At 51.4% G+C, this 22,034-nt stretch carries 23 protein-coding genes and 1 rRNA gene; 1 reads left to right on the plus strand and 23 read right to left on the minus strand.

All coding sequences use genetic code 11. The annotated features are described in order from the left end of the window. Window positions 1–43 precede the first annotated feature (43 nt). The 14 genes from rplK to BLR64_RS27095 form a co-directional block, all read right to left on the minus strand. Window positions 44–469, minus strand: coding sequence for a 50S ribosomal protein L11 (gene rplK, locus BLR64_RS27030; RefSeq protein WP_019908208.1), 426 nt, complete (start codon window positions 467–469; stop codon window positions 44–46). Window positions 470–546: 77 nt separating this feature from the next. Further along, a complete protein-coding gene (gene nusG / locus BLR64_RS27035; protein WP_020427084.1) occupies window positions 547–1,080 on the minus strand; it encodes a transcription termination/antitermination protein NusG in 534 nt (177 codons plus the stop codon). 21 nt (window positions 1,081–1,101) lie between these two features. Further along, the gene (gene secE / locus BLR64_RS27040) at window positions 1,102–1,293 is read right to left on the minus strand and encodes a preprotein translocase subunit SecE (RefSeq protein ID WP_068727696.1); all 192 of its coding nucleotides are present in this window, start codon (window positions 1,291–1,293) and stop codon (window positions 1,102–1,104) included. Between the two features lie 20 nt (window positions 1,294–1,313). After that, window positions 1,314–1,463, minus strand: coding sequence for a 50S ribosomal protein L33 (gene rpmG, locus BLR64_RS27045; protein ID WP_074086515.1), 150 nt, complete (start codon window positions 1,461–1,463; stop codon window positions 1,314–1,316). A gap of 362 nt (window positions 1,464–1,825) precedes the next feature. Continuing rightward, window positions 1,826–2,470, minus strand: a complete 645-nt coding sequence (sigH, locus tag BLR64_RS27050; protein WP_068727698.1) for an RNA polymerase sporulation sigma factor SigH — start codon at window positions 2,468–2,470, stop codon at window positions 1,826–1,828. Window positions 2,471–2,628: 158 nt separating this feature from the next. Continuing rightward, a complete protein-coding gene (locus tag BLR64_RS27055) occupies window positions 2,629–3,150 on the minus strand; it encodes an NYN domain-containing protein (protein WP_090719462.1) in 522 nt (173 codons plus the stop codon). 2 nt (window positions 3,151–3,152) lie between these two features. After that, the gene (rlmB, locus tag BLR64_RS27060; protein WP_090719464.1) at window positions 3,153–3,914 is read right to left on the minus strand and encodes a 23S rRNA (guanosine(2251)-2'-O)-methyltransferase RlmB; all 762 of its coding nucleotides are present in this window, start codon (window positions 3,912–3,914) and stop codon (window positions 3,153–3,155) included. 34 nt (window positions 3,915–3,948) lie between these two features. Beyond that, window positions 3,949–4,386: a Mini-ribonuclease 3 gene (locus BLR64_RS27065; protein WP_090719466.1), complete on the minus strand. Its 438-nt coding sequence runs from the start codon at window positions 4,384–4,386 to the stop codon at window positions 3,949–3,951. Further along, a complete protein-coding gene (gene cysS, locus BLR64_RS27070; RefSeq protein WP_090719468.1) occupies window positions 4,383–5,789 on the minus strand; it encodes a cysteine--tRNA ligase in 1,407 nt (468 codons plus the stop codon). Before cysS ends, BLR64_RS27065 begins: the two co-directional genes overlap by 4 nt. A gap of 54 nt (window positions 5,790–5,843) precedes the next feature. Further along, on the minus strand, window positions 5,844–6,536 hold the full coding sequence (gene cysE / locus BLR64_RS27075) for a serine O-acetyltransferase (RefSeq protein WP_068727707.1): 693 nt from the start codon (window positions 6,534–6,536) through the stop codon (window positions 5,844–5,846). Window positions 6,537–7,027: 491 nt separating this feature from the next. Beyond that, a complete protein-coding gene (gltX, locus tag BLR64_RS27080) occupies window positions 7,028–8,491 on the minus strand; it encodes a glutamate--tRNA ligase (RefSeq protein ID WP_090719470.1) in 1,464 nt (487 codons plus the stop codon). 51 nt (window positions 8,492–8,542) lie between these two features. Beyond that, the gene (gene ispF / locus BLR64_RS27085; RefSeq protein ID WP_090719472.1) at window positions 8,543–9,031 is read right to left on the minus strand and encodes a 2-C-methyl-D-erythritol 2,4-cyclodiphosphate synthase; all 489 of its coding nucleotides are present in this window, start codon (window positions 9,029–9,031) and stop codon (window positions 8,543–8,545) included. A gap of 3 nt (window positions 9,032–9,034) precedes the next feature. Further along, window positions 9,035–9,727, minus strand: coding sequence for a 2-C-methyl-D-erythritol 4-phosphate cytidylyltransferase (gene ispD / locus BLR64_RS27090; protein WP_090719474.1), 693 nt, complete (start codon window positions 9,725–9,727; stop codon window positions 9,035–9,037). A gap of 97 nt (window positions 9,728–9,824) precedes the next feature. Further along, on the minus strand, window positions 9,825–10,913 hold the full coding sequence (locus BLR64_RS27095) for a PIN/TRAM domain-containing protein (RefSeq protein WP_090719476.1): 1,089 nt from the start codon (window positions 10,911–10,913) through the stop codon (window positions 9,825–9,827). A gap of 211 nt (window positions 10,914–11,124) precedes the next feature. Here BLR64_RS27095 and BLR64_RS27100 point away from each other — a divergent pair, with 211 nt between their 5' ends. Beyond that, a complete protein-coding gene (locus BLR64_RS27100; RefSeq protein ID WP_039877428.1) occupies window positions 11,125–11,520 on the plus strand; it encodes a nucleoside triphosphate pyrophosphohydrolase family protein in 396 nt (131 codons plus the stop codon). A gap of 63 nt (window positions 11,521–11,583) precedes the next feature. Here the strand turns inward: BLR64_RS27100 and pssA are convergent, their stop codons facing one another. From pssA to rrf, 9 genes are all read right to left on the minus strand, one after another. Then, complete coding sequence (gene pssA / locus BLR64_RS27105) at window positions 11,584–12,321, minus strand: CDP-diacylglycerol--serine O-phosphatidyltransferase (RefSeq protein WP_090719478.1); 738 nt, start codon at window positions 12,319–12,321, stop codon at window positions 11,584–11,586. 65 nt (window positions 12,322–12,386) lie between these two features. Next, window positions 12,387–13,463: a DNA integrity scanning diadenylate cyclase DisA gene (disA, locus tag BLR64_RS27110; RefSeq protein WP_068727717.1), complete on the minus strand. Its 1,077-nt coding sequence runs from the start codon at window positions 13,461–13,463 to the stop codon at window positions 12,387–12,389. A 15-nt stretch (window positions 13,464–13,478) separates the two neighbouring features. Further along, window positions 13,479–14,846: a DNA repair protein RadA gene (radA, locus tag BLR64_RS27115; RefSeq protein ID WP_068727719.1), complete on the minus strand. Its 1,368-nt coding sequence runs from the start codon at window positions 14,844–14,846 to the stop codon at window positions 13,479–13,481. 231 nt (window positions 14,847–15,077) lie between these two features. Then, window positions 15,078–17,549, minus strand: a complete 2,472-nt coding sequence (clpC, locus tag BLR64_RS27120) for an ATP-dependent protease ATP-binding subunit ClpC (RefSeq protein WP_090719480.1) — start codon at window positions 17,547–17,549, stop codon at window positions 15,078–15,080. Between the two features lie 36 nt (window positions 17,550–17,585). Then, the gene (mcsB, locus tag BLR64_RS27125; RefSeq protein WP_090719482.1) at window positions 17,586–18,650 is read right to left on the minus strand and encodes a protein-arginine kinase McsB; all 1,065 of its coding nucleotides are present in this window, start codon (window positions 18,648–18,650) and stop codon (window positions 17,586–17,588) included. Between the two features lie 28 nt (window positions 18,651–18,678). Next, the gene (gene mcsA, locus BLR64_RS27130; protein WP_090719484.1) at window positions 18,679–19,203 is read right to left on the minus strand and encodes a protein-arginine kinase activator protein McsA; all 525 of its coding nucleotides are present in this window, start codon (window positions 19,201–19,203) and stop codon (window positions 18,679–18,681) included. Window positions 19,204–19,230: 27 nt separating this feature from the next. Beyond that, window positions 19,231–19,692: a CtsR family transcriptional regulator gene (locus BLR64_RS27135; protein ID WP_068727723.1), complete on the minus strand. Its 462-nt coding sequence runs from the start codon at window positions 19,690–19,692 to the stop codon at window positions 19,231–19,233. Between the two features lie 410 nt (window positions 19,693–20,102). Then, entirely contained in the window at window positions 20,103–21,275 is a 1,173-nt protein-coding gene (locus BLR64_RS27140; RefSeq protein ID WP_090719486.1) for a GNAT family N-acetyltransferase, read from the minus strand. A 442-nt stretch (window positions 21,276–21,717) separates the two neighbouring features. Then, window positions 21,718–21,834, minus strand: a 5S ribosomal RNA gene (gene rrf / locus BLR64_RS27145). Between the last annotated feature and the right edge of the window lie 200 nt (window positions 21,835–22,034).

Genomic DNA, 22,034 nt, shown 5'->3' on the forward strand with positions numbered 1-22,034 from the left:
CCCACATATTGCGGTCATGAATGACCGGTTCATCGAATACATATTAGTCTTCGATTGTGATACCCATAGAACGGGCAGTACCTTCAACCATACGCATTGCAGCTTCAACAGATGCAGCGTTAAGGTCAGGCATTTTGGTTTCGGCGATTTCACGAACCGCTGCGCGGCCGAGCTTCGCTACTTTTTTCTTGTTTGGTTCACCGGATCCTTTTTCTACTTTAGCAGCGATGCGAAGCAGAACGGCAGCCGGAGGAGTTTTAGTGATGAAAGTAAAGGAACGGTCTTCAAACACTGTAATTTCAACCGGGATGATCAGACCAGCCTGGTCAGCAGTACGAGCGTTGAATTCCTTACAGAATGCCATGATGTTGACACCTGCTTGACCCAACGCAGGACCTACTGGAGGCGCTGGATTCGCTTTCCCTGCAGGAATCTGCAGTTTCACCATTTTAATAACTTTTTTAGCCATGAGTGACACCTCCTTGCAAAAATAGTGGTATTCGAACGCTCATCGCGTTCTCCCACAAGAAACCCTTGACACTGTTATTATATTTTTTCCACTTGAGTGAAATCCAACTCCAGCGGGGTTTCCCGTCCAAACATGTTGACATGCACTTTGATCTTGCTCTTGTCGGCCAAAATTTCTTCCACGGAGCCCACGAAATTCGCAAAAGGCCCAACCATAATACGTACGGATTCCTTAATTTCGAAATCAATCTTCGCTTTAGGTTCAACCATGCCCATATGCTTCAGAATTTGTTCAACCTCTTCCGGAAGCAAAGCGGTAGGCTTGGAGCCGGAACCTGTCGAACCGACAAATCCGGTAACGCCCGGCGTATTGCGGACAACATACCATGAATCATCAGTCTGAACCATTTCAACCAAAACATAACCTGGGTAAACTTTACGCATAACGGTCTTTTTCTTACCGTCCTTGTTTACCAGCTCTTCTTCCATAGGAACAAGAACGCGGAATATTTTGTCTTCCATGCCCATGGACTCAACGCGTTTTTCCAAATTGGCCTTAACCTTATTCTCATACCCGGAATAGGTATGAACAACATACCATCTTTTTTCCATACCAAGCCACCTTGGACCTCTCTAAATAATCGCTTCAATTACAGCGGAAATAATGATGTCCAGAACCCAGAAGTAAACAGCGATAACTACAATTGTACCGAGAACGATCATTGTATAGTTCTTCAGCTCTTTACGGCTAGGCCAGCGAACTTTTTTGAGTTCACTCCAGCTCTCAGTGAAAAAGGAAAACAGAGACTTGAAACTACGTTTCACGCCGACTACACCTCCAAAGACTATCTGGTTTCGCGATGAGGAGTTTGCTCGTTACAGAACTTGCAAAATTTCTTCATCTCCAAGCGGTCGGGGTGATTTCGCTTGTTTTTGGTTGTCGCATAGTTTCTTTGTTTGCAACTTGTACAAGCCAAAGTGATAATTACCCGCATGATGTGCACCTCCCGAAGACGTACTTCTAATTTAAATTAGAAGACGCAAATATTGATCCTAAAAAAAACCCGCGAATTTAGGCCTACCTAAAACACTTTAGCATAATGTCAACGTCTGTGTCAACGAAAGAATTGCCCTATCGCGCTGGGTAATTCCGGGTTTGTAGTCGTGTGCCGCATGTAGTCCTTGCTCTGCCTTTTTCCCGCTGAACACGGTTATTCCCTATCATTATGGAGCATTCCGACTTTGTGTAAACCTGTTCCAACCGCAAGCGTCCAAATTCTCATCTGTTCCTGATACAGAAGCCAGCACAACACTAAAAAAAGACTCGATGTCCGAGCCTTTCATTATCATTATATCATTAATTGTCACGCACTTCCAGATATCTTTCCAATTTGCGTTTGACCCGCTGCAATGCGTTATCAATCGACTTCACATGCCGCTTCAGATCCTCGGCAATCTCCTGATAGGAGCGTCCGTCCAGATAAAGCATCAGCACCTTGCGTTCAAGATCACTCAGAATTTCCGCCATCTTATCTTCCAGTCCGATGAACTCCTCCTGGTTAATAATCAGCTCTTCCGGATCCAGCACCTGGGTGCCGCAGATCACATCCATCAGTGTCCGGTCAGAGTCCTCATCATAGATGGGCTTGTCCAAAGATACATAGGAATTAAGCGGTATATGCTTCTGGCGGGTAGCCGTCTTAATCGCGGTAATGATCTGACGGGTTATGCATAGCTCGGCAAACGCCTTGAATGAAGAAAGCTTGTCGCCCTTGAAGTCACGGATTGCCTTATACAGGCCAATCATGCCTTCCTGCACGATATCCTCCCGGTCAGCCCCGATTAAAAAATAGGAACGGGCCTTGGCGCGTACGAAATTACGGTACTTGTTAATTAAATGTTCCAATGCGCCGCTGTCGCCACTACGGAAGATCTCGACAATCTCTTCATCACTTATGAAATCATACTCGGAAAGCATTATTTCCTTGAGGTCGACACTCACCAAGAATCCCCCCGGCTGCAACGCAAGACACATCGTTACTTAGCTAAAATATAGGAACAGTATATATTATGTTACCTTACAACGTCAACCAGATATTGTCCAAAAACAATCTTCAATAACATTTTATGGCATTTTTGTAGCCGCTGCGTCAGCCATTTTCATTGCCGTCTCCAGTCTTCAAGCCGTTTACGCATATCCGGCGGCAGCTTTTCTTCCAGCGAGTGCCGTTTGGAGCTGATGCTTTTCGGTTCAATTGCTTTTTTGACCTGCTTCTGGTTTTCTTCAATTTCAACCTTCAGCTCCCGTGCGGAGACGCGGAGTGCGCCTTGGGCAAAAATAACATGCTGCTCCACAAAATCGCTTGTCGCCACATAAATCTGCCGGCGCCGGTGGGTGTATTCCCCCACCAGCCGCTCGATGCATTCGTCCGCCGTCTCTTTTTCCTTAGTGAAGACCACCTGTACCTTCCCCTGTACAAATGAACGCCCGAGTCCCGGGACACGGTAAGCATCGAACACGGCGATAACGCGCCGCCCGGTGAATGCCTGATAATCGGCCAGCATATCCAGCAGCCGGTCACGCGCCTCCTGCATGCCGGTCAGCGAGAGTGCCGCGAGTTCCGGCCAGCCGCCTATCATGTTGTATCCATCCACCAGCAGCACATCGCGCCAGTCAGCCATAGCTATCCCTGCTGATGCCGGCGGCGCAGCACCTCATACATAATAACGCCGGCAGCAACGGATGCGTTAAGGGAATTGATTTTGCCGGCCATTGGAAGCTTAAGCAGCACATCACATTTTTCGCGAATCAGCCGGCCCATGCCTTTATTTTCATTGCCGATTACAACTGCAACCGGTCCGGTAAAAATATCAGATTCATACAGATTCTGATCCGTAGCGACATCCGTGCCTACTACCCAGACGCCCAGCTCCTTCAGCCGGTCAATGGTCTGTCCGAGATTGGTAACCCGGGCAACAGGAACATACTCTACAGCACCTGCTGATGTTTTGGAGACTGTTGCTGTAATCTGCGCGGAGCGGCGCTTCGGAACAATTACGCCATGCACCCCTGTGCAGTCAGCCGTACGCAGGATGGAGCCCAGATTATGCGGGTCTTCAATTTCATCGAGCAGAATCAGAAACGGCGGTTCTCCCTTAGCTTCGGCCGCTGCCAGGATATCAGATACCTCGGTATAGGCAAAGGGTGCCGCCTGGGCCACTACCCCCTGATGCTGCACTCCGGGTGCAAGCTGATCCAGCTTTCGTTTGTCGACATGCTGGATTACGATGCCCGCCTTGCGTGCTTCGGCAATAATAGGCGCCGTTAAATGCTTCTGCGCCGTTTCAGCGACCCAGATTTTGTTCAGTGTACGGCCGGCGCGGAGCGCTTCAAGCACTGAATGCTTGCCGGCCAGTATTTCCTCTTCCGTCTTTAGTTCTTCCATGTTGTTGCCTCCTGTTTTATAGCTGTAAACGGCCTCACTTGGACCGGTTCATCATGTACTGGATACTGCTATGGACCAGCTCCTGAATCCTTGCCTGCTGTCCCGTGTAATACAGATGTCCGATCAGACACTCAAATGCCGTGGCATGACGGTATTCGAGCACATCGGCATTTTTGGGAATCGTGCCTGATTTGGCGTTGCGCCCCTGGCGGGCCACATCCTTCTCCTCATCGGTCAGCTGCGGCTCCAGATAGGCAAGAATAGTGCTCTGCGCTTTGGCAGAGACGAGTCCGGTAGCCGTCCGGTGCAGATGATTAGGCCGCAGATTCGGCAGCGAGATCAGATACTGCCTTACCGCAACCTCATAGATGGCATCCCCGGCATAGGCCAGCACGATTGGCGAGAGCAGCCGGGCCGGCTGTGAAGGCTCGTACGGGAACCAGGCTTGATCTAGATTAAACCCGCTGCTCATTTGCGCCGCCACCGCATTCCCTGCGGAGTATCCTCCAGCAGAATGCCGAGGCTGTTCAGCTCATCACGGATCTCATCGGACCGGCTCCAGTTCTTGTTCTTGCGCGCTTCAGCCCGTTCAGCAATCAGGCGTTCAACCTCTTCACCTGCCACCTCAGCTTCAAGCTCAGGAGTCAGGTTTAATACAGCATTCATTTCAGCGTAAGTCTTCAGCAGCGCTGCGAGATCTGCCGCCGCAGCATCTGTCTTGGCCAGCGTTTGATTCGCCAGGCTCACCCAGTCAAACACGGCGGTGATGGCATCCGGCGTATTGAAATCATCCTGCATTTTCGCATGAAAACTGCCGGTGATTGCGGCCAGCCGCTCGGTAACCGCAGCGCTCGCTTCACCCTCAGCCCCTTCAGGGGCCAGTTCAAGCCTGTGTTTCACATTGCTCTCGGCAAGCGCAATCCGTTCCACGCTCTTATCCGCTGACAGCAGTGCTTCCTCCGTAAAGTTCAGCTGATTGCGGTAATGGCTGGAGAGCATGAAATACCGGATAGTGCCTGCCTTAAAGCGGGCGCGGATATCTTTTACAAGTAAGCCGTTACCCAGAGATTTCGACATTTTCTCGTCGCCGATGTTCAGAAACGCGTTGTGCATCCAATAATTCGACAGCGGTTCACCAGTCAGCGCTTCAGTCTGTGCACATTCGCATTCATGGTGCGGGAATTTCAGATCTTCTCCGCCGCCATGGATGTCGATAGTCTTGCCTAAATATTCGCGGACCATCGCCGAGCACTCAATGTGCCAGCCGGGACGTCCTTCTCCCCATGGACTTGCCCAGTGCACCTCGCCCGGTTTGGCCGCTTTCCAGAGTACAAAATCCTCCTGGTTTTCCTTGCGGGGATCTACCTCGACGCGGATACCGAAGCGCAGTTCCTCCAGATTCTGGCGGGACAGCTTGCCGTAATCGGCAAATTTACCGGTACGGTAATACACATCCCCGCCGTTCTCATAGGCGTAGCCCTTCTCTTCAAGCTCCTTGATAAACTCAATAATCTTATCCATGCTCTCCGTAACCCGCGGATTCATGGTCGCCGGCTTCACGCCGAGTCCGGCCAGATCCTCCTGATATGCCGCAATGAACATGTCCGCAACCTCGGCTACAGTGATGTTCATCTCTTCCGCTTTGCGGATCATTTTGTCGTCCACATCAGTGAAGTTGGTCAGATAACGCACTTCGTTGCCGAGTGATTCCAGATAGTTGCGCACCATATCAAAAACGATAACCGGTCTGGCATTCCCGATGTGCATGTAGCCGTAGACTGTAGGCCCGCATACGTACATCTTCACTTTGCCCGGCTCCTGCGGTACAAACTCTTCTTTACTGCGTGTCATAGTGTTGTAGATTTGCAAAGCCATTTCTGTTCCCAATCCTTTCTGTTGTTCCGGGATTCACTTAAACTCCGGCAATCTTTAAATTTCATAATCCCCGATATACTGCTGGCTTTCCAGCCTCCGCTGCTCCGCCTTCTGTTTATCCTCATTACCCATCTGCTCGCGCAGCTCCTCAATTTCCTTCTGCAGAAACCGCAGGGAATCAATGAGCGGATCGGGCATTTTGGTATGATCCAGGCGGTCGGATACCCGTTCCCCGTTGCGCTTGACTACACGTCCAGGGTTGCCCACGACTGTACTGTTGTTCGGGACTTCCCGCAGAACGACAGCGTTGGAGCCTATATTTGAATTATCGCCGATCCGGAAGGATCCCAGTACTTTTGCCCCTGAACCGATAACCACATTGTTGCCGACCGTCGGATGACGTTTGCCCTTTTCCTTCCCCGTACCGCCAAGGGTTACCCCCTGATAGATGATGACGTCGTCGCCAATTTCACAGGTTTCACCAATGACGATCCCCATGCCATGGTCAATGAACAGCCGGTTACCGATCCGCGCGCCGGGGTGGATCTCCACACCGGTCATGAACCGGCTGAACTGCGAGACAATCCGTGCCAGTGTAAACCACCGGCGGGTATACAGGGAGTGGGCGATCCTGTGCGCCCATATTGCGTGAAGTCCGGCATAAGTAAAAACAACCTCGAATTTGCTCCGCGCCGCGGGATCGTTGTCGAATACAGCCCGGATATCCGACTTTATATGCTTAAACATCACGTTTCCCCTCTTCTTGGCTTCGCCGCCTCCTGTTAACAGGTACGCTTGACGAAGGTAGTATCAACCCGCTTTGTAACCCACCACTGCAAGGCACTGAACACTCCTTATATTCCGACAAAAAACGCCTCTGCAGCTCAAAGCTGCAGAGGCGTTAAACCGCGGTTCCACTCTGCTTGGATCATGCATCAGCACTTATAGCCGTTCCCGGCCTGCTGCTGATGCCATCCCTCTTGCGTTAATAACGGCAACGTTCCCGGCACAGCCTAACGCTCCTCTCACGGAACCGCTCAGCCGCACAGCTCACAGGCGCATGTTCTGCGGAAGACAAGTGAATAACTCCCAGCCACAAAGGAAACAGATCCTCAGCGGTTATTCTCTCTGGCAATTGTCTTTAAACGCATACTTCTCCTGATCACAGCTATTACAATATGTCTCTATCTTAGCGAAAAGAACCTGGACTGACAAGGGTTATAAGCAGCGTCTTCAGCCTAGTTCCCTTTAATTTGTGATTTCAGGCGTTCAATTACCCGGTTGCGTCCAAGCAGGGCAATTGTCACATTAAGATCACGGCCATGCGTCTGGCCGGTCAGGGCGACACGGATCGGCATAAACAACCCTTTACCCTTATGGCCGGTTTCTTTCTGCACTTCTTTAATCAGCACTGCCATGTTCGCAGCAGTGAAGTCCCCAGTAGCTTCCACCTTAGCCAGGAATGCGGACAACACCTCCGGCACCTGCGGCTCGGCAAGCACCTGGGCTGCTTCAGTCTCCAGCTCCAGATGGCTGCGGAAGAACAGCTCGGACAACGCAACGATGTCTGATGCCGCCGTCATCTGCTCCTGGTACAGCGCTACAAGGCTTTCGGCCCAAGTCTGCTGCTCTTCATTCAGCTCTGCCGGCAGCCGGCCTGCCTTTTGAAGATGCGGGATAGCAAGGCGTGCGATCCGCTGAGGGTCTGCATGCTTGATATAGTGGTTGTTGAGGTGTGCCAGTTTGTTCTTGTCGAATACAGCCGGGCTCTTCGACAGGCGGTCAGCCGTAAAGATAGAGATCAGCTCTTCCTGGCTGAAGATCTCCTCTTCCCCTTCCGGCGACCAGCCCAGCAGTGAAATATAATTGAACAGCGCCTCGGGCAGGTAGCCCAGCTGATCGTACTGCTCGATAAATTGAATAATGGATTCGTTGCGCTTGCTCAGCTTCTTGTGGTCATCGCCGACAATCAGCGTCATATGGCCGAACAGCGGAGCTTCCCAGCCCAATGCTTCGTAAATCATCAGCTGGCGCGGCGTATTGGAGATATGATCTTCTCCGCGCAGTACATGGGAAATTTCCATCAGGTGATCATCAACGGCAACCGCGAAGTTGTAGGTTGGAATCCCGTCCTTCTTCACGATGACAAAGTCACCCATTTCCTTGGTATTAAACGAAATACTGCCTTTAACGATATCGTCAAAGGTATAGGTACGGTCTTCCGGCACCCGGAAACGGATGCTGGCAATACGCCCCTCTGCCTCAAAGGCAAGACGCTGCTCTTCAGTCAGATTGCGGTGCTTACCGGAATAGCGCGGGGTTTCGCCGCGTGCGGTCTGTTCTTCACGCTCTGCTTCAAGCTCTTCTTCCGTGCAGTAGCAGCGGTAAGCAAGACCGCGGTCAATCAGATCCTGCCAGTATACGCGGTACAGATCCAGACGTTCCGTCTGGCGGTACGGACCGTACTCCCCGCCTACATCTACGCTCTCATCCCAGTTGATACCCAGCCATTTCAAATACTTCAGCTGGCTTTCTTCGCCGCCTGCAACGTTGCGCTTTACGTCCGTATCTTCGATCCGGATAATGAATTTGCCGCCCTGATTCCGGGCAAACAGATAGTTAAACAATGCCGTTCTGGCATTTCCGATATGTAAATGTCCCGTAGGGCTCGGTGCATAACGCACCCGGACTTGATCCGCCACTGTAATTCCCTCCGCTTCATAATGGGTAAAATTAGGCCTTGCATAGCCATCTCAAGATGATATCACATCTTGGAGCAGGCAGACAATAGATTGTGCCGCAATTCCTTCGCCGCGTCCGGTGAAGCCCAGCTGTTCCGTCGTTGTTGCCTTTACATTAACCCTGGAAACCTCTGCACCCAGCGCTTTGGCAATAATCTCTGTCATTTGCGGGATATAAGGAGCCATCTTGGGCTTCTGTGCGATTATAGTAGAATCAATATTCCCAAGCTTGTAGCCGCGCTCACGGGCAAGCCCCCATACATGCTCCAGCAGCTTCAGGCTGTCTGCATCCTTAAACGCCGGGTCAGTATCGGGAAAATGCCGGCCGATATCGCCAAGCCCCAGTGCCCCCAGGATGGCATCGCTGACTGCGTGCAGCAGCACATCCGCATCGGAGTGGCCCAGCAGCCCCTTTTCATAAGGAATCGTTACACCGCCAATAATACACGGTCTTCCCTCTACCAGCTGGTGTACATCAAATCCTTGTCCTACAGCTATCATCTGTTAACCCTCTCCCCTGATTCTTTGTGTATACTCTGCAAAATCCAGATCCTCCGGTGTTGTCAGCTTGATATTGATGTAGCTTCCCTCCACCACAGAGACCGTAATACCGCTGCGTTCCGCAAGACTGGAATCATCGGTACCGAGAAATCCGTCCCGCTCCGCCGCTTCATAGGATGCCATCAGCTCAGACAGACGAAAAGTCTGCGGGGTCTGAATCGCCCACAGACTTCGCCGGTCAGGTGTAGACACCACTCGGCCTGCACCATCTACCTGCTTAATAGTATCCTTAACCGGTACAGCAAGCACTGACGCCCCGGTCTGGGCAGCTTTGCTGTAACAGGCGCTTATCTCTGTTGCCTGTACAAACGGGCGTACGCCGTCATGAACCATGACCCAGTCTGTCTCCAGCGCCTGCAGTCCCTTGTACACGGAATGCTGCCGCTCTGCACCGCCGGCAATAACAGCCTTAACTTTATCCAGCCTGTAGGCATCCACCCATTCCCGGCAGCGGAGGATATCCGCTTCACCGGTCACCAGCACGATCTCGGAGATAAGCTCATGCCGCTGGAACACCTCAAGCGTATGAACGATTACCGGTTTATCCTGCAGCAGCAGATACTGCTTACTCTCAGCGGTCCCCATCCTTGTCCCTTTGCCTGCCGCCACAATTACGGCGCCCACACTGTTTGACATGTTCTTTAGGCTCCTGTCTTTCACGTATATCCCCATCATAACGTGTTTGGCGGGCATTTCCAACCCGCAAGACATATTAGAGCCTTCCTCAAGGCGCTTACTGCGCTTTTTCCAGCAGCTTCGGCTTGGCAAAAATCATTCTGCCGGCAGAGGTCTGCAGCACACTCGTCACCAGCACTTCCATCGTAGTGCCGATATACTCACGCCCGCCTTCGACGACAATCATCGTGCCGTCATCCAGATAAGCCACCCCCTGGCCGTGCTCCTTGCCGTCCTTGATGACCTGTACGATGATTTCCTCTCCGGGCAGCACAACCGGTTTAACCGCATTGGCCAGATCATTGATGTTCAGCACAGACACACCCTGAAGCTCACAAACCTTATTCAGGTTAAAATCATTCGTGACCACCTTGCCGCGCAGCACCTTTGCCAGCTTGACCAGCTTGCTGTCCACCTCGGAGATCTCTTCAAAATCCCCTTCGTAGATAAGTACCTTCACATCCAGCTCTTTCTGGATTTTGTTGAGAATGTCCAGGCCGCGCCGTCCGCGGTTACGCTTCAAGAGATCCGAGGAGTCAGCAATATGCTGCAGCTCCTCAAGCACGAATTCCGGGATAACAATCGTCCCTTCGATAAAGCCCGTCTTGCAGATATCCGCGATCCGTCCGTCGATGATGACGCTCGTATCCAGAATTTTATGCTCCTCAAGGCCCCGGCCTTCCGGCTCTTCCGTCTGCCCCCAGCGTCCGGTTGCCCAGAGTGAAGCCAGCTCTTCTTTCTTTTCCAGACCGATCCGCAGCCCCATATAACCGAGTGCCAGTGTAGCCGCCACCTGCAGCAGATCCCCCGCTTTACCGAGCCAGTCCATGGCCGGATACAGAAGCAGGGATAGCAGAAGCCCTCCGGTGAGTCCGGCGGCGCCTGCAGCCATTTCATTCATCGGTATACGCGAACAGTACGTTACCGCCTCCCGCAGCTTCAAACCGCCCCAATCCGCGCATAAAGTCCCCGCAATCAAAAAAATAATGGCTCCCAGCACCGTAAACAAAATGCTCCCATCCACAGGCAGATCTCCTGCCAGTCTGTCCATCCCCTGCGGGAATCCTTTTTCTGCCGTATGGTATAGCGAATAGCCGGACCAGGCACCAAGCAACCCGGCAAGTGTCAAAACGATTTTTTTCCACATAACCCTACGCACCTCCTTTTATTCATCCTGAAATGATCTATACCTCTCCAGTATGTTCCAATTATCAGGTTGGTAATCGCAGGGCACGCCTATTTTCTGCAGAAAAAAGTTACCGGTTATGTAAAGGTTGTCAGGAACTCCTATTCCCGTTGAAAACAGGGGGGTACTGGCATATAATGAACTCAATCAAGAACCCAGGGGTGAATGGAAAATGAGCGCACCAAGTTTACAGGCCTTTCAGGATCAAGTCTCCGAACTGCTGCTCCGTCACCGTAGTCTGCTGGATGTCATGTCCAAAAACGGCCAGAGCAGCGCATCCGTCAACCGTGCTGTCGTCAAAGCCATAACCGAATGCGGTTGCATCCAGCTGCACGCCACCAAGCAGGTATTCGAACCGGCGCTTGGACTCGAACAAGCCAAGGAGCTGGCCGGCACTCATCTGGAAGGCGAGCTGTGCGAGAACTGCCGCGAGGTGGTCGCCTCCGAACTGGGGCGTGAGCTGTTCTATATGTCCGCCCTCTGCAATCTGCTTAACATCAATATGGACGAGGTGGTCGCCAAGGAATCACAGAAGTGTGCCACACTCGGACTGTTTAATCTCTCCTGAACCCTAATTAACAGCAAAGGCTTTGCCGTTCACTGTCATCAGTGAGGGCAAAGCCTTTTTGGGTTAACCGTTCTTTGATTGATACACCTTGTCTTCAGAACGTCTTCTGCGGCGGTGCCGGCGGCGGGCCGTCAGACGGTCAATGTTCTGCTTGAAGCCATACAGCGCATATAGCGCCAGCAGCGCAAAGATCATTTTGGCAATCTGCTCAGGGAAAACAACAGCCACGGCCACAGCCACAACAATGACCACCGGTGCGATGAGCACTGCTTTTTTGGGCAGGCCGACCTTCTTGAAGTTAGGATATTTTACAGTGCTGACCATGAGATAGGATAAGAGCAGCGACGCAACAATCATGAATGGAGCGGACACATCTTTATTGAAAAGAGCCAGTGTGGCCAGTACGCCACCCGCTGCAGGAATCGGCAATCCAACGAAATATCCGGGAATTCCCGGACGGACATTAAAGCGTGCGAGACGGAGTGCCCCGAATACCGGGAAAATCGCCGTTACCGTCCAGCCCAGTGCAGAGTTCAAATCCTGCAGGCTGGTCACATACATAATTAAAGCAGGGGCTACCCCAAAGGAGACTACATCGGATAAAGAATCCAGCTCCTTGCCAAACTCACTTTCACATTTAAGTGCACGCGCGACCCGGCCGTCCAGTCCGTCTAAAAGCATAGCAATAATCACCATGATAGCGGCCATGCTGAGCTTGCCGTCTAACGCCATCATGATACCAAACATTCCAAGCATCAGGTTACCGATGGTAAAAAGACTTGGAATTGATTTTTGTATCATTTCTTCACCTCTGTCTGCTTACTTTAAAACCAAGTGCCCATCAATATTACGTGATTGTATGTTATTTACATTTGCCTGTCAATAAGAACTTGCTTTTGCAGCCGTTTAAGCCCATCCTGAATATTGCGCGCCCTCATCTCGCCAATCCCGTCCACTTCATCCAGCTCTGCTATGCTTGCCGTCATCAGGTTAGGCAGCATTTCAAAGCGCTCCACCAGATTGTGAATGATAACATTCGGCAGCCGCGGAATCTTGTTCAGCAGACGGTAGCCGCGCGGTGTGACTGCTTCTTCCGAGGCGATTGCCGTCGAAGAATAGCCCAGCAGGCGGGCTATATGATTGTCATCCATCAGTTCATCATCACTGCTGCGTTTAAGACCGGCGATGATTTCACGGATTTTGTCCTCCTGCTCTTCTCTTGCATAGTCTCTGTATAAGAGCCAGGCTTCTTCCTCTGTATTTCCCACCAGTTCTTCCATCTGCATGCTGATCAGGCGGCCTTCGTTGCCCAGTTCATTGATGTAGCGTTTGATTTCCATCTTAATCCGCAGCACCATCTCTACACGCTGGATGACCCCCACGACCTCCGGAACAGTAACAATCCCCTCATATTCGGAGGCGGAGAGGTTGGTCAGCCCCTGGGTAAGCACTGCTTTATACTTCTCCAGTGTCTGAATTGCCTGATTGGCTTTGGCCAGGATCGACCCGATTTCTTTGAGCGCATAGCGGATAGAGCCCTGATACAGCGTAATGATATTCCGCCGCTGCGAGATGGAAACAACCAGCTTGCCGGTCTGTTTGGCAACACGCTCCGCCGTCCGGTGACGGATTCCGGTCTCAATCGAAGAGATGGACGAATCGGGAATCAGCTGGGTGTTGGCATAAAGGATCCGTTTGAGGTCTTCGCTTAATATAATGGCGCCGTCCATTTTTGCCAGCTCATACAAATAATTGGGTGAGAAATCACAGTTGATGGAGAAGCCGCCGTCCACAACCTCCATCACTTCAGGACTGTATCCGACTACGATGAGTGCACCCGTCTTGGCCCGGAGTACATTTTCCAGACCTTCGCGGAAGGGTGTGCCCGGCGCTGCCATCCTCAGCAGGTCATTCATGTTCTCTAATTGAGTATATTCTTTCATCTTCCTATTAGCCCCCTAATCTAACGCGACCTTTAATGCATCTGCTACGGTGCTGACGCCGATAATCTGGATATCCTGCGGATGCTTCCAGCCTTTCATGCTCTTCTCAGGCATAATTACCCTCCGGAAGCCCAGCTTAGCCGCCTCTTTGACCCGCGTTTCGGCACGTGAGACGCCTCTGACCTCGCCGGTAAGACCGACTTCGCCAAAGAAGACATCATAGGGTTTGGTGGAAATATCACGGAAGCTTGAGGCGATGCTGACTGCAACTGCCAGATCAATCGCCGGCTCATCCAGCTTCACGCCTCCTGCCACATTGAGGTAGGCGTCCTGGTTCTGCAGAAACATGCCCATCCGCTTCTCAAGCACTGCAATAATAAGCGCCATGCGCTGATGATCCATCCCGGTGCACATCCGCCGCGGCGAAGGAAAATGGGTGGCGGCAACCAGCGCCTGCAGCTCAACAAGCACTGGCCTGGTTCCTTCCATACTGGCCACGACGGCAGAGCCGGCCACACCCAGCGGACGTTCCGACAGGAACAGCTCCGAGGGATTCTCTACTTCTGTGAGGCCGATCTCGCCCATTTCAAAAATTCCGATCTCGTTGGTGGAACCGAAACGGTTCTTTACTGCACGCAGCAGCCGGTAGGTGTGGTGACGTTCCCCCTCGAAATACAGTACGCAATCAACCATATGCTCGAGCATCCGGGGTCCGGCAATGGCCCCCTCTTTGGTAACATGACCAACCAGCACTGTCGCAATTCCACGGATTTTGGCAATGCGCATAAAACGTGTCGTACATTCCCTGACCTGTGTCACACTGCCGGGTGCACTCGTTACCTCAGGCATAAATACGGTCTGAATGGAGTCAATGACGAGGAATTGCGGCTGAATCTGCTCAATCGCCTCTTCAATGCTCTCCATATTGGTTTCACACAGCACATACAGCTCACCTGACAACGCCCCGAGACGGTCGGCCCGGAGCTTAGTCTGGCGTACCGACTCTTCCCCGGAAATGTAGAGCACACGGAGTCCCTGGGTAGTCAAGGCGTGAGAGGTCTGCAACAGAAGGGTAGACTTACCGATACCGGGATCTCCTCCAACAAGCACCAGCGAGCCGGGGACAATGCCTCCGCCAAGCACACGGTTAAGCTCACCGATGCCTGTCAGGATGCGTGGTTCTTTGTCACTTTCTATATTTATGATCGACTGCGCCTTTTCTTTACTCTGAAAAATAGGTGCATTCATTCCTTGTGTTTTGACTACGCTTTCCGTTTCTTCCACCATGGTGTTCCATGCCTGGCAGCCCGGGCATTTGCCGAACCATTTTGGCGATTCGTAGCCGCAGTCGGTACAGAAAAATTTTGTTTTTGCTTTTGCCATGTGGTCTCCTTACGGTACGAAGTTGCTAAAATTGCATATAATTAGCCCTTATTCAAAGTTTACCATTTCTCCATCCCGAACGAAAGGTTACTTAGGCTCTAGTTTTGGACTGTCTCTATAACCTGCCTGATTTTAGGCCTGTTTAGTCAATTTCGGTGCAATCGAACATCCGGTCAACAAAAAAAGCCCCGCTCCTCTATACGGAGGAGCGGCAGCTTTGTTTCAACGGTCTTACTTATTGTCTGCTTCGGCTTCTTTTTCAAGTGCGGCTGCAGGTGCATCTACAGTGGTTACCACAAGCTCGCCATCCACCTGATCAATTTTAAGGGAATCCCCCTTCTTGATATTGCCCTTCAGCAGCTCTTCGGAGAGGCGGTCTTCGATATGCTTCTGAATTGCCCGGCGCAGCGGACGGGCACCAAATGCAGGATCGTATCCTTCCTTGGCCAGGAAGGCTTTGGCTCCGTCTGTAAGCTCGAAGTCCACATCGTATTCACGCAGCCGCTTGCGCAGCTCGTCGGACATGAGTGTAACGATTTCGGCGATATGCTTCTCTTCCAGTGAGTGGAAGACAATGATTTCGTCGATACGGTTCAGGAACTCAGGACGGAAGCTCTTCTTCAGCTCTTCCATTACTTTGCCCTTCATGTTGCTGTAATCGGCTCCGGCATCCTGCACAGCAGTGAAGCCGAGGGTTGAATTTCTCTTGATTGCCTGTGCCCCTACGTTAGAGGTAAGGATAATCAGCGTGTTGCGGAAATCGACTACGCGGCCTTTGGAATCGGTCAGACGGCCGTCTTCCAGCACCTGCAGCAGGATGTTGAACACTTCAGGGTGAGCCTTCTCAATCTCATCCAGCAATACTACGGAATATGGCTTGCGGCGTACCTTCTCGGTCAGCTGTCCGCCTTCTTCATACCCTACATACCCTGGAGGCGCCCCTACAAGGCGGGACGTGGAGTGCTTCTCCATGTATTCCGACATGTCGATGCGGATTACGGCATTTTCATCACCGAACATCGCTTCGGCAAGTGCACGGGCCAGCTCGGTTTTACCTACCCCGGTTGGTCCGAGGAAGATGAAGGAGCCCATTGGACGCTTAGGATCCTTGAGACCCGCACGTGCCCGGCGCAATGCCCGGCTGACAGCCTTCACAGCTTCGTCCTGGCCGATTACGCGTTCATGGAGCAGAGCTTCCATATTGAGCAGACGGTCCGTCTCTTCTTCCTTCAGCTTGCTTACCGGAATACCGGTCCAGCTGGCAACAACCTGAGCGATATCCTCAGGTGTAACCTGGGAATCGGTACGGCCCTGTTTTTCTTTCCACTGGTTCTTGGTTGTGTCGAGCTCCTCACGAATCTTCTGCTCGGTATCACGCAGCGCGGCAGCCTTCTCAAACTCTTGGCTCTGTACCGCAGAATCCTTCTCCTTGCGGATATCGTCAAGACGCATTTCCAGTTCCTTGAGATTCGGCGGGATGGTGTAGGAGTTCAGCCTAACCTTGGAACCCGCTTCATCAATCAGGTCAATCGCTTTGTCCGGCAGGAACCGGTCAGGAATGTAGCGGTCGGACAGCTTAACTGCTTCGACAATCGCTTCATCTGTAATTTTCACCCGGTGATGGGCTTCATAACGGTCACGCAGTCCGTAGAGAATCTGTACGGCTTCCTCCGGAGAAGGCTGATCCACCGTAATCGGCTGGAAGCGGCGCTCCAGGGCTGCATCTTTTTCAATATATTTGCGGTATTCGTCAAGTGTAGTGGCACCGATGCACTGCAGCTCTCCGCGGGCCAGGGCCGGCTTCAGGATGTTGGAGGCATCAATCGCACCTTCCGCACCGCCTGCCCCGATCAGGGTGTGCAGCTCATCGATAAAGAGTACGATGTTACCAGCCTGACGGATTTCATCCATAATCTTTTTGAGGCGGTCTTCAAACTCACCGCGGTATTTGGTTCCGGCCACCACTGAACCCATATCCAGGGTCATGACGCGCTTGTCACGCAGCGTTTCCGGAATTTCATTGTTGATAATTTTCTGGGCCAGACCTTCGGCGATTGCGGTTTTACCTACCCCGGGTTCACCAATCAGTACCGGATTGTTTTTGGTCCGGCGGCTGAGCACCTGAATTACACGTTCGATTTCCTTGCTGCGGCCGATAACCGGATCAAGGTTGCCGTCTTTAGCATAGGCCGTCAGGTCACGCGCCAGGCCGTCCAGCGTTGGCGTGCTGACATTCGCAGGTGTTCCGCTGTGGCTTGAAGTCGCTTCACTGCTGCCAAGCAGCTGCAGTACCTGCTGGCGAGCTTTGTTCAGGCTGATTCCAAGGTTGTTAAGTACACGGGCAGCTACGCCCTCGCCTTCCCGGATCAGGCCGAGCAGGATATGCTCTGTGCCGACGTAAGTATGACCCAGCTTACGTGCTTCGTCCATTGACAGCTCGATAACTTTTTTGGCACGTGGAGTGTACGCGATGTTGGTAGGCTGTTCCTGTCCTCTGCCGATCAGCGTCTCCACTTCGTCCTGAATTTTCTCCAGACCCAGACCCAGTCCAATCAGTGCCTTGGCGGCAATGCCGTCTCCCTCACGAATCAGTCCGAGCAAAATATGTTCTGTACCAATGTTGTTATGTCCCAGCCGTACAGCTTCTTCTTGCGCCAGCGCCAGCACTTTTTGTGCGCGTTCCGTAAATCTTCCAAACATCATATCTCCTGCACCTCCACGGATAATAAATATCTATAATTAATGTTGTGATCCCAGTGTTTCCCGGAGCAGCTTCGCCCGGTACATATCGCGTTCAGTGGCCGACAGCTCGTCACCAAACATTTTTTGCAGGAAGCCCGGCTGTGTCTTCACATTCAGCTCATTCAGCACGGAGATCGAGGGACCTTCCAGAATGCCCAGATCCACACCCAGCCGCAGATCGGAGAGCCGCTGCGCCGATTCCTTGAGCTCCATTACAGCAGCGTAAGCCAGAATACCGTAGGACCGCTTAATCCGGTCGGTGATCCGCAGCGCCGAATCAGTCAGCAGCCGCTCGCGGGCATTACGTTCGTGCTCAATAATCTGTGTAACTACACTGTGAAGATTCTCGATGATTTCACTTTCGGTCTGTCCCAGTGTAATCTGGTTGGAAATCTGAAAAATGTTACCTACTGCTTCGCTGCCTTCACCGTAAATTCCTCTTACAGTCAGGCCCACCTGGTTAACAGCCGATAAAATACGGTTGATCTGGTGGGTCATCACCAGCGCCGGCAGATGCAGCATTACCGAAGCGCGGAGGCCGGTGCCTACATTGGTAGGACAACTTGTCAGATACCCTCTCTTGTCATCAAAGGCATAATTGACGGAGGCTTCAAAAATATCATCAATAGCCGTTGCCCGCTCCCAGGCCTCCTTGACCTGCAATCCGGGAAACAGGCACTGGATACGGAGATGATCCTCCTCGTTGATCATAATGCTGACCGACTCATCCTCGTTCAGGATAACCGCACCGCCGCGGGAATCATTGGCCAGATTTGGGCTGATCAGATGCTTCTCCACCAGCACCTTTTTGTCCAGCTCGGTAATCTCATCCAGCCGCAGCAATTCAAAGGTGCCGAGGCCCCCAGCGGCTTCTCCCTGAAAAACAGGGGCAAGCTGTCCCAGTGCTTCTTCTGCCTGCTCAGCCGAGGCCAGCAGCGGAAACGGCAGATGCTCCAGATTGCGGGCGATACGCATACGGCTGCTGATCACAATTTCAGAGTGGCTGCCGCCGCAGCGCATCCAGTTGCTAAGCGCTTGTTCGGTAAACCGGAGACTTGACATGTCGTATCCCCCCTATATATGAAAGACTTTACTCTTGTGCCATTTCTTTTTCAAGTTTGCGGATTTTGTCCCGCAGCTCGGCTGCAGTTTCAAATTCTTCCTGGATGATGCTTTCCTGCAGTTCATGCTTCAATTCATTGATCTGACGCTTGCACATGATCTGTGCACCGGCGCGTTTGGGCAGTTTACCTACATGTGCGGTGCTGCCGTGAACTCTTCTGAATAGCGGGTCCAGCGTGCTGTCAAAATATTTATAGCAGGAGCTGCAGCCAAACCGTCCAAGCTTGCTGAACTGGGAATAGGTCATGCCGCAGCTCTCGCAGTGCAGACCCTGTACATTTTTGGTCGCTGCTGACTTCTCCTTGCCCGCCCCTTCAAGATCAAGCAGACCGGACAACAGGCTGTGGATCGAGAACCCCCCTGCGGTTCCGGGAATCATTTCTCCTTTTTCACGGGCACAGCTTTCACAAATATGAAATTCCGTCTTCTCTCCACTCACGATCTTGGTAAAGTGCAGAGTAGCCGGTTTGACGCCGCATTCCTGACACAGCATAGCGGAGTCCCTCCCTTATGATGACCATTATTTGCCCAACAAAGAGATTAGCATCGCCTTCATAATCTTGGCACGAATCTCATCCCGGTACGGCAGATTAACCGTCAGGCATTCCCGGGAAACAGCGGCGCGCATAAGACACGCTTCACGTTTGCTTAGGAAACGGGCTTCCTCGAGCTGATAAATCAGCCCTTCGGCAGAATTCTGATCAATATCATTTCCTATTGTAGATTTGAGATGAGCGTACAGCGCCACATTCTGGGGCAGCTCAAAACGCTGAATCCGGATATAGCCTCCGCCGCCGCGCTTGCTCTCCACCACATAGCCCTTCTCCAAGGTAAAACGTGTACTGATGACATAATTAATCTGTGACGGCACGCATGAGAACTGGTCCGCCAGGTCATTGCGCTGGATTTCCACCGTACCTTCGGGACTTTCATGCAAAATATTCTTCAGATATTGTTCGATAATATCAGAGATATTACGCATCACTCATCCTCCAGTGCTTAATGCATTAATGTACGTCTGTGCTGCGAATCCGCCCGGAGTAACCTCTAATGAACTTAACCCAAGAGTGAAAGCACGAATCCTGGCTTGGCTGCCGCAAAAACAGCGATAACGTCGTCCTTTAGGGTATATTTTTTGAACCCGGCAGATCCACTGCAAAAATCACTAAAACTTAGGTAACAGAAAGGCTCAGGTGAGCCTTCGTTGACTTTGACTTTCTTTGACTTTTTTCATATTATAACATATTCTCACTGAATTCCAAGGGGTTACTCTTATTTTTTACTTAATACCGCCAATGTATTCGGGATATTCTTACGGCCCGGCGATTTTCATATGTAAAAAAAGAAAGAAGCTCCCCCTGCTGCAAAACAGCGGCAGGAGCTTCAGCGGCATCAAAAAAAGTCAAACAAGGCGGTCTCGGCATGGGGTACAATCTCTTCCAGCCATTTCAGCGCTTCCGGATCGCCTGTCAGGCTGCCGAATCTGGCCAGCTCATGCGGACGCTTATATCCCATCAGCAGAACAGTCAGCGTTCCGATGCTGCAGCACAGGTCTGTCTGAGCGTCTGCTGCACCGGTCCGGACCAGCGAAGCTGTTCCATCCGGATTCACTGTCAGCTCCCAGCTTCCGTCGTTCCACGGAGCGTGCTCATCTTTAATGTACAAAGTATATTTCCGGACATCCGGCTGTTTATTGAATATAAAGGATTCAATGAAGGCCTGTGCATTGACAATCCGCGCCATAAAATAAGGATAATTCTCCTGTGCAATCCGCGGGTCTGGCAGCAAAAACGGCAGCATATCATCCGACGGCACCATCTTCAGCAAAGCCCCGGTTACCATCGAATCGTGATTGGCAAGGAACGTCCAGAGCGCGCGGCGCGCTTTTTCATTCAGATAGACGAATTCATCAATAACGAGCTCTCTATTCTCCAGTTTATACAGTACATAACCCTCCGGTTCGCCTTCATCCGAGACAAACAGGCCGTGATGCACGTCCTGATCCAGAACACTCTGTTTCCACCATTCCATACTGCGCTTCAGCGTACCGTTATAACGGGCTGCAAACCGCTTGTAGAGCTGATCCAGCGTTTCCAACTCTGCAGCATCACGCCGCACAGTGCCTTCGAACTCTGTCTTAACCGGAAACTTTCCTACAGGAATTGAGTATTTTTTATATTCGCAATAAACCTCCCAGCCGAACCGGCGGTAAAAGGGAATCAGGAACGGATGCAGCATTGACAGGGACTGTCCGTTCTCGTTCATCACCTGCAGGATATGCTTTAATAGAGTTGCAACGTAGCCCTGTCTGCGGTTCTCCGGCCATGTGGCTACCCCGGCAATTCCTCCCATGGAGACAATTCTGTCCTGTATATGTACTTTCAAAGGAAGAAGCGTGAGTCCGGCCTTCAGCTCCCCCTCCTCAAATACGCCCCATACTCTTTCCGGCTTGAACTTTTCTTTATTGGTTATGCGGTTCTCAGCGGATACTTTGTATTGAAACGCATATTCAGAAAGGGCCAAGCTTGCTTCAAATTCTTCTGCCTTCAGCTGCCTTATTTCCACACCTGTTCACCTCATCAACTTGTATTTATAAATGCTTATAGAGAGTATAACAAGCCAGATTGCTGTAAGCTAATTTTCTGCAGACTTTCTGGAAACTTTCTGCAGACTAATAGAAAAATCGCAGGAGTTATCCACAAAATAAAAACAGCACACAAAAAACCGAGGCAAAGAGCCCTCGGCTAAAAACACTTATCCACGGTTATGCAACCGTTATCCACAAACTCCACATATTATCCACAAAAACAGTGGATTACAAGGAATTATTCTTGACTAAATCACCTATTCATGCTTTTCCCACCCTAAATAGGGGATAAGTCGTTGAGTGAAAAAGCTATCCACATGTGTGTATTTTTTCAGCAGCAATCTGAATTATCCACAAGTTTTCCACAATTATTCACAGACGCAAAAAGCCATTGTCGATTGCTCAACAATGGCTTCGTGTGCTTGGCGGCGTCCTACTCTCCCGGGACCCTTCGGTCCAAGTACCATCGGCGCTGGAAGGCTTAACGGTCGTGTTCGGGATGGGTACGCGTGGAACCCTTCCGCTATCGCCACCAAACAGGTTTTTTCCGGTCGCATCACTCCCTGAAATCCTTCAGGAAAATAACCAACCTTCAAAAACATTCGCTGCTACAAAAGATCATTCCTCAGAAAGGACATGCAGCTTAAGGTTTTTCAGGAACTTGATTCCTGAAAACTGAATCCGAAACGAATCTGCGATTTAAAGATTGGATAAGCCCTCGACCGATTAGTATTGGT

Origin of the sequence: Paenibacillus typhae, from assembly GCF_900099765.1 — a bacterium.
In the GTDB taxonomy this organism is placed as follows: domain Bacteria; phylum Bacillota; class Bacilli; order Paenibacillales; family Paenibacillaceae; genus Paenibacillus_AQ; species Paenibacillus_AQ typhae.

Coding starts and splice junctions, on each gene's coding strand:
- radA (WP_068727719.1), bottom strand. CDS start 14,846: ATGGCAAAAGCAAAAACAAAATTTTTCTGTACCGACTGCGGCTACGAA.
- pssA (WP_090719478.1), bottom strand. CDS start 12,321: ATGATACAAAAATCAATTCCAAGTCTTTTTACCATCGGTAACCTGATG.
- BLR64_RS27095 (WP_090719476.1), bottom strand. CDS start 10,913: ATGTGGAAAAAAATCGTTTTGACACTTGCCGGGTTGCTTGGTGCCTGG.
- BLR64_RS27065 (WP_090719466.1), bottom strand. CDS start 4,386: ATGAGCAGCGGGTTTAATCTAGATCAAGCCTGGTTCCCGTACGAGCCT.
- BLR64_RS27055 (WP_090719462.1), bottom strand. CDS start 3,150: ATGGCTGACTGGCGCGATGTGCTGCTGGTGGATGGATACAACATGATA.
- rpmG (WP_074086515.1), bottom strand. CDS start 1,463: ATGCGGGTAATTATCACTTTGGCTTGTACAAGTTGCAAACAAAGAAAC.
- disA (WP_068727717.1), bottom strand. CDS start 13,463: ATGAAAGAATATACTCAATTAGAGAACATGAATGACCTGCTGAGGATG.
- rlmB (WP_090719464.1), bottom strand. CDS start 3,914: ATGGAAGAACTAAAGACGGAAGAGGAAATACTGGCCGGCAAGCATTCA.
- mcsA (WP_090719484.1), bottom strand. CDS start 19,203: ATGCTGTGTCAGGAATGCGGCGTCAAACCGGCTACTCTGCACTTTACC.
- cysS (WP_090719468.1), bottom strand. CDS start 5,789: ATGGCTTTGCAAATCTACAACACTATGACACGCAGTAAAGAAGAGTTT.
- ispD (WP_090719474.1), bottom strand. CDS start 9,727: ATGTCAAACAGTGTGGGCGCCGTAATTGTGGCGGCAGGCAAAGGGACA.
- clpC (WP_090719480.1), bottom strand. CDS start 17,549: ATGATGTTTGGAAGATTTACGGAACGCGCACAAAAAGTGCTGGCGCTG.
- ispF (WP_090719472.1), bottom strand. CDS start 9,031: ATGATAGCTGTAGGACAAGGATTTGATGTACACCAGCTGGTAGAGGGA.
- rplK (WP_019908208.1), bottom strand. CDS start 469: ATGGCTAAAAAAGTTATTAAAATGGTGAAACTGCAGATTCCTGCAGGG.
- BLR64_RS27100 (WP_039877428.1), top strand. CDS start 11,125: ATGAGCGCACCAAGTTTACAGGCCTTTCAGGATCAAGTCTCCGAACTG.
- mcsB (WP_090719482.1), bottom strand. CDS start 18,650: ATGTCAAGTCTCCGGTTTACCGAACAAGCGCTTAGCAACTGGATGCGC.
- BLR64_RS27135 (WP_068727723.1), bottom strand. CDS start 19,692: ATGCGTAATATCTCTGATATTATCGAACAATATCTGAAGAATATTTTG.
- cysE (WP_068727707.1), bottom strand. CDS start 6,536: ATGTTTAAGCATATAAAGTCGGATATCCGGGCTGTATTCGACAACGAT.
- nusG (WP_020427084.1), bottom strand. CDS start 1,080: ATGGAAAAAAGATGGTATGTTGTTCATACCTATTCCGGGTATGAGAAT.